The following is a 13,526-nucleotide window of genomic DNA, read 5'->3' as shown; positions in this document are numbered from 1 at the left end:
TGGTTGGTTTTTGCCTTCCGCCACCGTACTTTTTCGGTATCTTTATCTTGGTTCAAAAAGGTGGTTTCGCTTGTCAGTTTTCCGCCATTCTCTTTGCTGGACGGTTGCGGTCTTTTGTGTTGGCTCTGGTATGGCCTGGACCGCGCAGACGGTTGCTCCTGTGCAGCTTACTTCCGAGCAGGACCATCAGCGTATGATGGACCTGCTGCACATCCATTCCCTACGGCATGGTGTGAGTGGAAATCCCGCGGCCCCCAATGCAGCCAACTATGACGAATCCAAGGCCGGACCATTTTCTCCTTTACCCAATCCGCTGGTCCTGGACAATGGAAAGCCTGTGACCACCGCTGGAATGTGGTGGAAACAGCGCCGTCCCGAACTGGTAGAAGTATTTGACCGCGAGATCTACGGCTGCTTGCCCTCCCATCTGCCCCGAGTTACATGGGAGTTAAAGAGCACAACACGCGAAAGCATCGGTGGCATACCGGTGGTCACAAAGAAGCTCATCGGCCACGTAGACAATGCTTTTTATCCCGCGATCCAGGTCTCCATTCCGCTCACTCTTACGCTTCCGGCCCAGGCAAAAGCCCGAGTCCCTGTCATAATCGAGTTCACATTTGATCCGGTCTTCATGGCTGAACTGGCAAAACACGGTATCAAACTCCCTCCACCGCCTCCCGGTCCAACCTGGCAGGAGCAGGTCCTGGCCCGAGGCTGGGGATACGCCATCCTCATCCCGACCAGCTATCAGGCTGATCAGGGTGCCGGACTCACCAGTGGCATCATCGGACTCATGAACAAAGGCCAGCCTCGCAGGCCCGATGACTGGGGTACGCTTCGCGCCTGGGCCTGGGGGGCGGGCCGCGTCCTGGATTACCTGAAGACCGACAAAGCCGTGGATGCCACGCGCGTCGGCATCAGCGGACATTCCCGCTATGGCAAGGCCGCACTGGTCACCATGGCTTACGACCAGCGCTTCTCCATTGCTTACATCAGTTCATCTGGAGCAGGCGGCGCCAAGCTCTTCCGGCACAATTTTGGCGAGCCGCTCGAAAACGTCGCCGCTCCCAACGAATACCACTGGATGGCGGGAAACTTCCTCAAATATGCCGGCCCTCTCACCGTGAAGGACTTGCCCGTAGACGCCCATGAATTGATTGCTTTGTGTGCTCCTCGCCCCGTATTCATCGGCGCCGGATCAGCAGAGGGTGATGGATGGGCTGATGCCCGTGGCATGTTTCTGGCCGAGGTTGCCGCAGGGCCGGTCTACCAGTTGCTCGGCAAGCAGGGACTGGGTACCAATCAGTTCCCGCCCATCGGCAAAGCGCTGCTGGACGGATCCCTGGGCTTCCGACAGCACAGCGACGGACATACACCGTTACCCAACTGGCCTGCTTTCCTTGAGTTTGCCAGCAAGTTCTGGGGCAGATGATGTTCCTCTTTGGTCAATCCTTTCGGGAAAAACGGCTTTCAGCGTTTCTGAAGGCTTCGTATCATAAAAGAAACCATTCTTTAGGAGGAAAACATCGCCCCCATGCCAACTCCGAAAGCTGAGAAAACCTCAAAACCGCGTAAGACTTCGGCCAGAAAAAAGACCCAGACTGCCTCTGAGCCGGTTCCGATCCGTCCTACGCACGAAGAAATTGCACGGCGTGCGCACCAGCTCTGGGTGGAACGCGGACGCACGCATGGAAAGCACGAAGAAGACTGGTACCGCGCTGAGCAGGAGCTGATGCGCGCCTCGTAAAATCCACGTTTGTTTGCTTTTCACCCTCCGGCGCTGCGGTTTGCGGCGCTTTGATTTTGTCTGTTCCTCGCGTGTTCAGCAGCCCTCACTGCCCCAGCGTCACCTCCGGCCAGCCATCTCGCCAGACAATGGTGGAAATCTGCAGCGCAGGCTTCCCGCTTTGAGCATCATAGGCATGGAAGACCATCAGGTCCTGTCCATCTTTGCCCATCCACACGGACTCCCCTCCCGGTCCCAGCCACCGCGAGTTTCCATGGAGCAGCTCTGTCCCTCCACCCTCTGTCATCGGCGTTCCGTTTTTGTCTACATAGGGACCGGTAATCCGCTCCGCACGTCCCACCATCGTCCGGTAGGTACTGTGGATTCCTCTGCAGCACAGGTCCCAGGAGACGAAGAGATAATAATGACCTCCGTGATACACCACGAAAGGTGCTTCCACTGCCTGCCAGTCCGGCGGTAGATCAGGTCGGGGTGCCGGCGGGTTTTCCGGTTTGCGACGCGATGCCAACGAGTACAGTCTGGTATCTGTCGAAGACAGCAACCCGGTCTTGTCGTCCAGGCGGCGCATCTTGATTCCGCTCCAAAAGCTTCCAAAGGCCAGCCATGCATGACCTTCCGCGTCGCGGACAAAATTCGGATCGATAGCATTGAAATCATCCGCCGCTGTGGATTTGAGCACCAGTCCCCGGTCTATCCATTTGTAGTCTTTTCTCGTAGGGTCGAGGGTCTTGTTGGTGGCGAGGGCGATGCCTGAGAGGTTCTTTCCAAAGAGGGAATAGGCATAGTACAGCCGGTATTCGCCGTTTTCATAAGAGATGTCCGGGGCCCAGAGCTCTTTGGTGCCTGAACTGTCCTTCTGGATCCACTCTGGAATCTGATCAAAAACATGGCCGCATAGCTTCCACTCTTGCAGGTCTTTCGAGCAGCGGACCTGAAATTGCCCTCCGTCGGAGGCCTTCCCCGTAGCAAAGACATACCAGGTGCCTGCCTCGCGCATGATGGAAGGATCATGCGTGCCCCAGAAGTCGCCCGTCAGCGGAATGGCCCTTGGCCGTTCGACAGAAGAGGCCATCAGCAGGAAAGAAGCAAATAAGGAAGTAAGAGATTGGCAGATCGTCATGGTTTAGGAAATCGTTTTCTCCGCCATGAAGACTATCACACACCTTCCCACGTCGAGAACCCTACACCTGAAAAGGATTGCAAGTCATGCGATAAATCTTTTTTCTCTGATGCATAAGCAAAACTTGCATAAGGCCGTTTTATGCGATGTTTCATTGCATTTCCGTTAAATTTTTTGCTGCTTGCCAAAGAAAACCGAAGTATAGTTAGTTATGGGCTACATAAAATCCTCTGATTCGCCGGTGCCGGCGGGACGCAATGGTGTCTCTTCCCTTGTGGATCCTCGCTTCGAGCATGAATCCTGCGGAGTGGGCTTTATCGCCACCCTCAAAAACAGCCCTTCGCATGACATTTTGGACAAGGCGCTCACGGCCCTTTCCCGTCTCGCCCATCGCGGCGCAGTCGCTGCTGATGGCAAGTCGAGCGACGGCATCGGTATCTGTACCGGCATTCCGCGTGAATTTCTGCTTGCATCCTGTAGCATTACGCTTGCTCCGGAAGCCCCTTTAGCCGTCGGCGTAGTCTTCTTCCCGCAGGATGTGGCCGAATCTCACAGTGAAATTGAGCAGGCCCTTGCCGCCCAGGGCTGTCGCGTGCTGGCATGGCGGGATGTGCCTACCCGCCCGGAAGTCCTCGGAGAAATTGCCCTCTCTACTATGCCCGTCATCCGGCACGTGCTTCTTACCGCTGATAGTGAAGAGCACCTGAACCGTCGTCTCTATCTCGCTCGCAAGCAGTTTGAGCGCAGCGGCGCGCCCGGATATATCTGCTCACTCTCCTCGACCACCATGGTCTACAAAAGCATGTGTGCCGGGAGGCTGCTGCCGGAGTTTTATCCGGACCTCAAGGACCCGCGCTTCATCACACCCTTTGCCCTCTTCCATCAGCGCTATGCCACCAACGTGGCCCCTTCCTGGGACCGTGCACAGCCCTTCCGGATGCTGGCTCACAATGGTGAGATTAATACCGTGTGGGGCAACCGCGCCCGCATGGATGCGCGCGCTGCCACCCTGCCTGAAGAGCTGAAGCCCATCTTTACCCCCGATGGTTCAGACTCCACCAGTCTGGATGAAATGCTGGAGCTGCTGGCGCACAACGGACGGACCATCGCTGAATCCGTGCGCCTGCTGCTGCCTCCGGCACAGGAAAAAGGCAATTCAGCCTTTTTCGCCTATAACGAAGATGCACTCGAACCGTGGGACGGCCCTGCTGCCATCTCTTTTACAGATGGGCGTTTTATTGGAGCAGCACTCGATCGCAATGGCCTGCGTCCTTGCCGCTTTTTCGTCACCGAAGACATAGTCGTTGTCGGCTCAGAGGCCGGTCTCGTAGACCTGGATCCGGAGCACGTCATTCACAGTGGACGTCTCGGTCCCGGTGAAATGATCGTTGCTGACATCGAAAAGCAGCGGCTCTACGAGAACGAAGAGCTCCTGCAAATCTTCGATAACGCTGCGCCGCAGTATGAGAATCTTCTTGAAGAGACTACCCTCGACCCCGGCACTCCAGTTGCGACCCTCGATTCCGCCGAACTCCTGCGTCTGCAGCTAGGCTTTGGATATACGCGGGAAGACGTGAAAATGATTCTGCAGCCGATGGCCAACGATGGCAAGGATGCCGTCTGGTCGATGGGCGATGACACACCCCTGGCCCCGCTTGCGCGCACGCCGCGCCCAGTCTATGCCTACTTTCGCCAACGCTTTGCGCAGGTCACCAATCCGCCGATTGACTCGCTGCGCGAGGCCTGCGTCGTGCAATTGCACACACGCCTCGGTCCCTGGCCAGATCTGCTCAATAAGAAAGCGCCTCTGCCCGGGCTCTCATTGTCTTCGCCTTTTCTCTCGCTCGGCCAGATGGAAGCATTGCGCAGCCGTCAGCATGGCCTGACTGATGAGCTTCCTCTTGCTGTCCTCGATTGCGTCTTTCATCCTACGTGCAATCTACTCTCGGCCTTGGACGACCTCTGTGCCAAGGCCATTGATCTTGTCCGCGGAGGCGCGGCCATTCTTCTGCTTACTGACCGTACCTGCAACCAGAACGCCATCCCCATTCCGATGGCCCTGGCCACAGGCGCCGTGCATCACGCGCTCATCCGTGCCGGGGAGCGCACTCGGGTCGGCCTTGCCGTTGAAGCAGGCGATTGCCGTGACCTTCATCACGGGGCCGTGCTTCTCGGGATGGGAGCAGGTGCAGTCTGCCCGTGGTTGGCGCTGGAAACTGCACGCGCTGCCAACCCGGAAAAGGGAGAAGCCAACCTGCTGCACGCCTTAGACCTGGGCTTAGCAAAAATCATGTCCAAGATGGGCATCTCTGTCGTGGACAGCTATCGTGGCGCACACCTCTTTGATTCCATTGGTCTTAGCCAGGAAGTCGTCGACAAGTGCTTCTTTGGAACTCCGGCGCCGCTTGGCGGCATTGGTTTTACCGCACTGGAAAGTATGGTGCGCGATCTTTGGACAGCGAGTTTCAACGAAGAGGGCGCCTCCGGCGAGGGCGAAGGCATTACGACTGCTGTAAAAGACCTGCCTGACTACGGCTGGGTCCGCTTCCGCAAGGCCGAAAAATCCGAGCCTCACGGATGGCAGCCGCAGACCGTTCGTCTGCTGCAGACCGTAGTCGGTACTGCACGCGGAGCAGCCGCGACGGCAACCGAGCCCGGGCAAGCGTGGAACGCCTTTGCCAGTATTGCGGTTGAAAAAGAGCCCGCAGTCCTCCGCGACCTTCTCGAAATCAAACCCGCTGGCTCCCCCCTTGCGCTGGAGCAGGTCGAGCCTCCGCAGAATTACTACAAGCGATTTATTGCCAGCGCCATGTCGCTCGGTTCGCTCAGCCCGGAGGCACACCAGACCATCACTGCTGCCATGAACATGCTCGGCGGCCGCTCCAACACGGGTGAAGGCGGGGAAGACCGCGCTGTCTATAATCCTAAGGGTGAACTCACCCTCAATGGCGTGAGCTACCCCGCACCTCTGCTCAACAACAAAATCAAGCAGGTTGCTTCTGCCCGCTTTGGCGTCACTGCGGAATACCTGATGAACGCCGAAGAGATAGAAATTAAGATTGCTCAGGGATCCAAACCCGGCGAAGGCGGACAGCTCCCCGGTCACAAGGTCACTGAGCTCATTGCACGGCTGCGCCACGCACAGCCTGGCATCCAGCTCATCAGCCCTCCGCCCCATCACGATATTTATTCGATTGAAGACCTTGCCCAGCTCATCCATGACCTGCGCCGCGTCAACCCGAATGCTGCGATCGGCGTCAAACTAGTCTCTGAGCTGGGGGTCGGCACCGTGGCCGCAGGGGTAGCAAAGGCCTACGCTGACTACATCGTCATTGCCGGACATAACGGCGGCACCGGAGCCTCGCCGCTATCGAGCATTAAATACGCCGGCAATCCCTGGGAGCTTGGACTGGCTGAATCGCAGCAGGTCCTCATCCGCAACGGTCTCCGTGGGCGAGTCCGCCTCCGTACCGATGGCGGCCTGCGCACGGCAAAAGATGTTCTCTACGCCGCCATGCTTGGCGCTGACGAGTACGCTTTCGGTACCGCAGTCCTTGTTGCACTCGGCTGTGACATGGCCCGCCAGTGCCACCTCAATACCTGTCCCACCGGAATCGCTACACAACGGCCAGACCTGCGCGCCAAATTCCGCGGACGCCCAGAAAATCTGGTGAAGTTCTTCGAAGAACTCGCGCGCGACATCCAGCTCTGGCTCGCCAAACTTGGATTGCCCTCACTTGAAGCCGCCATCGGCCGTACTGACCTGCTCGAACAGGTGCGCTACGACGGAGGACTCGACCTCAAACCGCTGCTGGCCGCTCCCGTCAACGGTTCGGTACGCTGCTGGCAGGGCCAGCGGAATCTTCGCCCCCAGGAACGCTCTGAAATCGACGATGCATGGGTCTCGCCCGCCGTGGCTGCCTATAAAGACGGGAAACCCTTTGAGATCAACGCCACAATCACGAATGAAAACCGCACTCTCGGAGCCAGAATTGCCGGCGAGCTTGCCCTCCTTCAGGACCATGGCGTCGAACCAAAGGCCCCAGTGGTCTTTCATCTGAAAGGCGTGGCTGGACAGTCCTTCGGAGCATTCGCCGTTCCCGGTATGACCCTCACGCTCGATGGTGTCGCCAATGATTTCGTCGGCAAGGGACTCTGCGGCGGAGAAATCATCCTTCGCGGACAGGGCCGCGCAGCTGTTGAGAGCGAACGGCACGTGATTTTGGGGAATGTCGCCCTTTATGGCGCAACCAGCGGCCGCCTCTTCGCTGCGGGCCGCGCAGGTGAGCGCTTTGCTGTTCGCAACTCGGGCGCGCTGGCAGTGGTTGAAGGAGTAGGAGATCACGGCTGCGAATACATGACTGGTGGCACCGCAGTGATTCTCGGCAGCACCGGGATCAACTTTGGTGCGGGAATGACCGGGGGCCTGGCCTGGGTCTTCGACGAAGATGGCAAGTTCCTCCGCCAAAAACGCTACCACGACGATTTCCTGTTGGCTGAGCTTTGCTCCACACTCGACGCAGCAGCGCAGCAGGAGCTTCGCGACCTGATTGCCCTTCACGCCGAAAAAACCGGGAGCACGCGCGCCAAATGGCTGCTTTCTGAGTGGGAGCGATTCAGTGAGCGGTTTATCCGCCTCACCCCGAAACCCCAAGCTTGACGGCACCGCTATACTAAAAATGCAGGGCGTGGTCGAATCCCGATCACGCCCTTCTTCTTTGCTGTTCTTCCTGATGACCGGTGCGAGGTCGGGGAAATCTGTTAACTTCTTTGAAAAGAAGAATTTAACAAAAAAATTAAGGCCAGGATTGTCTTTTCAGAAAATTTGCAAAAGAAGGAATCGATGAGCGCGGCGAATTTGTAGGATTAGGAATAGCCGGTAAATGGCGCAAAGTCTTTCGTGCGAGATTTTCGAAGCGTTGCACAAGAAACTGCCGCTGGTGGAACCATTCAGTCCGCCCGTGGCTTTCACGTTGTCAGGGAGGGGAATTGCCTTTTTTACGATTCTGCCGAAAGCCAGAGTGCAAAGTCAGGATGATCGCTGCGGCCCTGTTGTTGATCCTCTGGGCCATCATCGCCAGGCCATTGGCTGCGCAGGACAATTACGAGATTCAGGTTTATGGTTCCGAAACCGTTGCTCCTAAAAACACGATGGTAGAGCTACATAGCAATTTCACGGTGGATGGGTCCAAGCCGCTTCCTGGCTCACGATATGCTGCCGACGGAACCTTTCCGACCAACCATGCAGAGCATGAAACGATTGAAATTACACAGGGACTGACCAGTTGGTCTGAAATTGGCTTCTATGTATTTACCAGCGAGCGAAGCGGACAGGGAATCCAGTGGGTGGGTGACCACATTCGCCCGCGTGTGCGCGTGCCGGACAGTTGGCACTGGCCGGTGGGCGTGAGCCTTTCTACAGAATTTGGTTACGTTCGACCGCGGTTTTCTCCGGATACCTGGACCTGGGAGATAAGGCCGATTATCGATAAGCAGATCGGGCGCTGGTATTTTGCTCTGAATCCTGCCCTTGAGCGGACCTGGCATGGGCCGGATGTTTCCCAGGGGGTGGGTTTTTCTCCCAACGCCAAGATCAGCTATGACTTTACCCGCGTCATTACGGGCGGGCTGGAATACTATGCTTCTTATGGAAGACTGGGGGATTTTGATAACTTCCATGACCAGCAGCAGCAGTTCTTTCCAGCAGTCGATCTGAACGTCTCTCCCAACTGGGAAATTAACTTTGGTGTTGGGATCGGGCCCACGGCCAGTACGGACCATCTGATTGTGAAGGCCATTATCGGCAGAAGATTTGATTGGTCAGGCCATCATGAACGTGGCAGCTCAGCGAGTACACAATGAATCGACGCAGTTTTCTTCGCGGATGCGCCGCTCTGAGTGCTGCCTCGGCATTGCACTGTCTGGGCGAGGAGCAGACCGCTGACGTTGCGCTGAAGATTGCTCCTACGCAGTTAGAAATTGCTCCGGGCAAGATCATCCATACGGTTGCCTACAACGGCCAGGTCCCGGGCCCGTTGATTCGCTGGCCTGAGGGCAGACCCATTACGATTGATGTAGAGAACCAGACCGATACGCCGGAGATTGTGCATTGGCATGGACTTTGGGTCCCGGCAAGTGCAGATGGCGCGATGGAAGAAGGCTCGCCGATGATCCCGCCGCAGGGCCGCCAGCGTTATCACTTCACCCCGCAGCCAGCGGGGTTTCGATGGTATCACACGCATACTTTTGCCGGACACAACCTTAAGAAGGCCATGTACACCGGACAGTTTGGCTGCTTCTATGTTGTTCCCAAAGTCGATTCCGGCAATTATGACCAGGAGATCTTTCTTACCCTGCACGACTGGAACGGCCATATGGGCGGAGGCGGAGATGCTTCGATGGACGTGAATTATGACTACGCTACGATCAATGACAAGATGCTAGGTGCGGGAGAGCCTGTCCGGGTACGGAAAGGGCAGCGCGTTCTGTTTCATATCCTGAATGCAAGCGCAACCCTTACGCACTGGCTGGCATGTTCCGGGCATCTCATGCAGGTGATGGCGATGGATGGCAATCCTGTTCCTGTATCGAAAACTGTACAAGCGGTGAGACTGGCCCCTGCAGAGCGGATGGATGTTTTTATCGAAATGACGCAGCCGGGGACATGGATCCTGGGAGAGACCCGCGAGGACTATCGCAAAGCAGGTATGGGAATCGTTATCGAGTATGCCGGACAGCAGGGAAAACCACAATGGACGGATCCGGCGGAGACCTTGTGGGACTACAAACGCTTTGCGCGCTTGGAGAAGGCCCAAGATCCAGACGAGCGAATTCAGCTTACCTTTCATTCCAGATTCAGAGGGCACGGGGACTTCGATGCCTGGACGATCAATGGGAAGTCCTGGCCAAAAACAGATTCAGTCGCCCTCAGGGAAGGCAAGCGATATCGTCTGGTGATGGAAAACCAAAGCATGGACGATCATCCGGTACATCTTCACCGGCACAGTTTTGAAGTCACCAGATTGGAGGGGACTGCTTTGAGTGGCCTGACAAAGGACGTCCTCGTGGTGAAGGCCGGAAGCACTGCTGAAGTGGACTTTGTCGCATCCAATCCTGGGTTGACGCTGTTTCATTGCCACCAGCAGAGCCATATGGACTTCGGTTTTATGATGTTGTTCCGTTACGTTTGATTGATGCGATGAGCGCAAAAATTGACATCGGTGCTGAGGAAAGAGTGTTTGTGCTGACCGGGGCTGGTATCAGTGCGGAAAGCGGGCTGCCCACCTTTCGCGACAGCAACGGTCTGTGGAGTGGACATCGAGTCGACGAGGTTGCTACTCCCGAGGCCTGGAAGAAGAATCCGGAGCTTGTGTGGCGGTTTTATTCCATGCGCCGCCGCGAGGCGATGCAAGCTGTTCCGAATCCCGCCCATCACGCATTGGCCGTGCTGGAATCAAGGTTGGGTCAGAATTTCTTTCTTTGCACCCAGAATGTGGATGATCTGCATGAACGTGCCGGATCACGCAATCTTCTCCATATGCACGGAGAGCTGTTTTCTTCGCGTTGTGAAGACGATTGCGGCGAGCCCGTTTTTCCTGACCAGAATTTGTATGAATCAGAAAGCGTGATTCCCCGCTGTAAATGCGGGGCAAGGTTACGTCCCCACATTGTCTGGTTTGGCGAATGCCCGCTGGGAATGGACCGCATCATGCATGAAATCGACCGCTGCCATGTGATGATTGTCATCGGCACATCAGGCAATGTGCATCCAGCGGCCAGTTTTGTGCATTGGGCCCGGCAAAGAGGTCCGTGGGTGCGTACCTATTATGTCGGTCCGGAGCTACCGGCAAACGCCGCCGCTTTCACCGAGGTCATCCAAGGCAGGGCCGGAGAAGTCCTTCCGGATTGCCTGCGAGAAAAATAATTCATGCCGAAACGCATAAAAAAGCAGGTTTCTGCTGCTCGGGCCGTGGACGAGCAACTGGCGCGTTACCGTGCCATGCGTGATTTTTCTCTGACCACGGAACCCAGCGGCGCTGCTCAAAGCACCAGTACGGCGGAACTGCCTTTTGTGGTGCAGAAACATGACGCCGCACGTCTGCACTATGATTTCCGGCTAGGCTGGCGCGGTGTTTTGAAGAGCTGGGCTGTGGCAAAAGGACCAAGCTATTCCACCAGAAACAAACGTCTGGCAGTTGAGGTGGAAGACCATCCCATCGAATATGGCGGCTTTGAAGGCACGATCCCCAAAGGCCAGTATGGCGGGGGAACGGTGATGGTATGGGACCAGGGAAGCTGGCAGCCACAGCCCGGGGAAGACGTGGATGAGGGGTTAAAAAAGGGGCGGTTGAAGTTTATTCTCTATGGGAAAAAACTCAAAGGGAAGTGGACACTGGTCCGAATGGGTGGCCGCGCTTCGCACGAATCCAAACCGAACTGGCTACTGATGAAAGAGCATGACGAATATGAAGCCTCTGCCGAAGACCCTCCGATTACGGAGACCGCACCGAACAGTGTGATTACTGGTCGCAGTATCGAGGAGATTGCTGCACAAGAAGATCATATTTGGCAGAGCAAGCCATCCAGACTAAGACCAAACCGTTCGCGGCCGGCCCGTTTGCGGAGCGAAGCGTTGGCGGCTTCGCGCAGAGAAAGTGCTTTGCGTGACGTTCCCCGTGAGGCCCTTCCCAGGTTCATCTCCCCACAACTAGCGGCTCCGGTAGCCGATCCACCTCGTGGTGAACAGTGGCTGCATGAATTAAAACTGGACGGCTACCGCATTCAGCTTCGCATTGAACAGCGCGGGAACGGCAAACGAAGCGTGCAGACACTCACGCGCAAAGGTCTGGACTGGACACATCGCTTTTCGGGCCTTGCCGGAGAGGCCGCCCGGCTGCCAGTTAAAACAGCATTGGTGGACGGCGAGGCAGTCGTGCTGGATTCCTCCGGGAAGAGCAGTTTTGCTGGACTTCAGAAAGCTCTGGAGGAACAAAAGCTGGCCCGGTTGAAATACTTTGCTTTTGATCTTCTTCATCTGGATGGCCACAATTTACGCCGTCTTCCGCTCGAACGGCGAAAGGTCCTGCTGAAGGCGTTGCTGGATGAAATGCCGCAAAGCGATACGATTCTTTATTCTGAGCACATCCGTGGAAACGGCGATGAGGCCTTCCGCCACGCCTGCAAGCTCGGCGCTGAAGGGATCATCTCCAAACTGGCTGCATCAGAATACGAATCTGCTCGCGGTAAAAACTGGGTGAAAGCAAAGTGCGTTCTGCAACAGGAGTTTGTCATCGGAGGATTTACGCCGTCCTCAGATGGAAGCCATGGAATCGGCTCATTACTTCTAGGCTATTTTCAAGACGGCAAATTGCTTTATGCCGGCCGTACAGGCACTGGGTTTACCCAGGCTTCAAGACGGGCACTGCGAAAACAGCTGGATCCCCTGCGACAGGCAAAGACGCCATTTCAGGGAATTCATCGCGAGGAGAGCAAAGGTGCTGTCTGGGTCAGACCTGAACTCGTAGCGGCTGTGCAGTTTGCTACCTGGACAGGGGACCATCGCGTCAGACAGGCCTCTTTTCAGGGACTGAGAGAGGACAAACCGGCAGAAGAGGTGCAGCGCGAAAATATGGCCGCCATCCCAAGGGTTTCACAAGCAACCATCCCATCGCGTCGTGCCAAAGAAGATCACAAAACCTCAGGAACTTCTGGTGAAGTCGCATCGGATGCCGGCCACGGTAAGGAAAGGAAGTCTGCCGCTGCCATGGTCCACCTGACACATCCAGACAAGCTACTCGACGAAGAAACTGGCCTGACCAAACGGCAACTGGCGGAATATTACGAGGCCGTGGCCGAGCATCTTCTTCCCCATATCGTAAACCGGCCCCTGAGCATTGTGCGTTGTCCAGAGGGCAGCGGCAAGCCATGCTTTTTCCAGAAGCATATCGGGTCCGGGTTGCCACGAGGAATGGATCGTGTAGATGTGCCAGGAAAGAAGGGAAGCCTACAGCCATATCTCACCATTTCCGGAAAAGAGGGACTCACGGGACTGGCGCAGATGGGGGTGCTCGAAGTCCATCCCTGGGGTTCGCAAAACAGCTCGCTGGAAATGCCGGACAGAATCATCTTCGACCTCGATCCTGGTCCCGCTGTCGACTGGAAGGTGGTGGTGGAGAGCGCTTGTGAGGTCCGCGATGTACTCAAAGAACTGGGGCTAACTGCATTCGTAAAATCGACTGGGGGGAAAGGACTGCATGTGGTTGCACCCATCCTTCCCGACCACGAATGGGCAGAAGTGAAAAGGTTTACGCACAATGTTGTGCTGGCGCTTGAGCAATGGCGGCCGGATCGATATCTGACAAGAATGACAAAATCGGCGCGCCGTGGGCGCATTTTCCTGGATTACCTGCGCAATGAGCGCGGGGCCACCGCGGTTGCTGCGTGGTCTCCGCGGGCCAGAAAAGGCGTGCGTGTGGCCCTTCCACTGCGGTGGGATGAAATCGGGAAAGGCAATCCGGAAGATGTGACCGTGGCCAGCTTCAGGCAATGGAAAAAGCGCTTGGAACAGGACCCCTGGGCCGAGCTTTTGACGTTAAAGCAGCCATTGACAAAGAAAGCGATACGGGCAGCAGCTTCTCTGGCCCCGAAATCAACATAAGG

The 13,526-nt window shown here is 56.5% G+C and carries 8 protein-coding genes; 7 read left to right on the top strand and 1 reads right to left on the bottom strand.

From position 1 onward, the window contains the following. Positions 1-70: 70 nt before the first annotated feature. Together N655_RS19475 and N655_RS0116015 are read left to right on the top strand one after the other, a co-directional pair. Positions 71-1,432 carry an alpha/beta hydrolase family protein gene (locus N655_RS19475; protein ID WP_081823843.1) on the top strand — a complete coding sequence of 454 codons (1,362 nt, stop codon included), beginning with the start codon at positions 71-73 and terminating at the stop codon, positions 1,430-1,432. A gap of 102 nt (positions 1,433-1,534) precedes the next feature. Next, a complete protein-coding gene (locus N655_RS0116015; RefSeq protein ID WP_044934905.1) occupies positions 1,535-1,747 on the top strand; it encodes a DUF2934 domain-containing protein in 213 nt (70 codons plus the stop codon). A gap of 85 nt (positions 1,748-1,832) precedes the next feature. On the opposite strand, the gene N655_RS0116010 is transcribed toward N655_RS0116015, so the two are convergent. Then, the gene (locus N655_RS0116010) at positions 1,833-2,867 is read right to left on the bottom strand and encodes an arabinan endo-1,5-alpha-L-arabinosidase (RefSeq protein WP_155987629.1); all 1,035 of its coding nucleotides are present in this window, start codon (positions 2,865-2,867) and stop codon (positions 1,833-1,835) included. A gap of 211 nt (positions 2,868-3,078) precedes the next feature. Between N655_RS0116010 and gltB the strand changes: the two genes are divergently transcribed. The 5 genes from gltB (at position 3,079) to ligD (ending at position 13,524) form a co-directional block, all read left to right on the top strand. Beyond that, the gene (gene gltB, locus N655_RS0116005; protein WP_026443796.1) at positions 3,079-7,527 is read left to right on the top strand and encodes a glutamate synthase large subunit; all 4,449 of its coding nucleotides are present in this window, start codon (positions 3,079-3,081) and stop codon (positions 7,525-7,527) included. Between the two features lie 374 nt (positions 7,528-7,901). After that, entirely contained in the window at positions 7,902-8,729 is an 828-nt protein-coding gene (locus N655_RS0116000) for a hypothetical protein (protein ID WP_026443795.1), read from the top strand. After that, positions 8,726-10,057, top strand: coding sequence for a multicopper oxidase family protein (locus N655_RS0115995; protein WP_026443794.1), 1,332 nt, complete (start codon positions 8,726-8,728; stop codon positions 10,055-10,057). Before N655_RS0116000 ends, N655_RS0115995 begins: the two co-directional genes overlap by 4 nt. Before the next feature lie 8 nt (positions 10,058-10,065). After that, positions 10,066-10,791: an SIR2 family NAD-dependent protein deacylase gene (locus N655_RS0115990; protein ID WP_026443793.1), complete on the top strand. Its 726-nt coding sequence runs from the start codon at positions 10,066-10,068 to the stop codon at positions 10,789-10,791. 3 nt (positions 10,792-10,794) lie between these two features. Next, entirely contained in the window at positions 10,795-13,524 is a 2,730-nt protein-coding gene (gene ligD, locus N655_RS0115985) for a DNA ligase D (RefSeq protein ID WP_049961492.1), read from the top strand. The last annotated feature ends 2 nt before the right edge of the window (positions 13,525-13,526 follow it).

The sequence above is a fragment of the Pseudacidobacterium ailaaui genome (assembly GCF_000688455.1).
Classification (GTDB): domain Bacteria; phylum Acidobacteriota; class Terriglobia; order Terriglobales; family Acidobacteriaceae; genus Pseudacidobacterium; species Pseudacidobacterium ailaaui.
The sequence above is the reverse complement of the archived record's forward strand: the minus strand, read 5'-3'. Positions and strand labels throughout refer to the sequence as shown.

Excerpts from the sequence above, each read along its gene's own strand:
- N655_RS0116000 (WP_026443795.1), top strand. The coding sequence starts at position 7,902 with ATGATCGCTGCGGCCCTGTTGTTGATCCTCTGGGCCATCATCGCCAGG.
- N655_RS0115990 (WP_026443793.1), top strand. The coding sequence starts at position 10,066 with ATGAGCGCAAAAATTGACATCGGTGCTGAGGAAAGAGTGTTTGTGCTG.
- gltB (WP_026443796.1), top strand. The coding sequence starts at position 3,079 with ATGGGCTACATAAAATCCTCTGATTCGCCGGTGCCGGCGGGACGCAAT.
- ligD (WP_049961492.1), top strand. The coding sequence starts at position 10,795 with ATGCCGAAACGCATAAAAAAGCAGGTTTCTGCTGCTCGGGCCGTGGAC.
- N655_RS0116015 (WP_044934905.1), top strand. The coding sequence starts at position 1,535 with ATGCCAACTCCGAAAGCTGAGAAAACCTCAAAACCGCGTAAGACTTCG.
- N655_RS0115995 (WP_026443794.1), top strand. The coding sequence starts at position 8,726 with ATGAATCGACGCAGTTTTCTTCGCGGATGCGCCGCTCTGAGTGCTGCC.
- N655_RS0116010 (WP_155987629.1), bottom strand. The coding sequence starts at position 2,867 with ATGACGATCTGCCAATCTCTTACTTCCTTATTTGCTTCTTTCCTGCTG.